This window comes from Gilvimarinus sp. 1_MG-2023 (assembly GCF_030548285.1).
The window spans coordinates 1-400 of record NZ_JAUOSC010000253.1; the positions used below are offsets into that span (position 1 = coordinate 1).

General features: G+C 56.2%; 1 protein-coding gene. It reads left to right on the forward strand.

Going from position 1 to position 400, the window contains the following annotated elements; genetic code table 11:
* Positions 1–400 (forward strand): diaminopimelate decarboxylase family protein (locus tag Q4563_RS16665; RefSeq protein ID WP_442903770.1); only part of this gene is annotated, 400 nt, incomplete at both ends.

Sequence of the window (400 nt, forward strand, 5' to 3'; positions counted from 1 at the left end):
GTTTGGGCGTTTGTTACCGCGACGAACAACCTGCCAGCCCGGCCACCTATGTGGCCGCCGTCAAAGAACGCCTGGCCGGACGTTCACTGAAACTGATTTTCGAGCCGGGCCGTTCCATTTGCGCCAATGCCGGTGTTTTCCTGACCCGGGTTGAGTACCTCAAACTCAATGAGCACAAGAATTTTGCCATCATTGACGGGGCAATGAACGACCTGATCCGACCGTCCTTGTACTCCGCCTGGCAAGACATCAAGCCTGTTGCAGAAACCAGTAGCGCCAACGAACGCCGTTATGATCTGGTTGGCCCGGTTTGTGAAACCGGTGACTTTCTGGGCAAAGACCGCGATCTGGCCCTGCAACAAGGCGATCTGTTGGCAGTGATGTCTGCGGGAGCCTATGG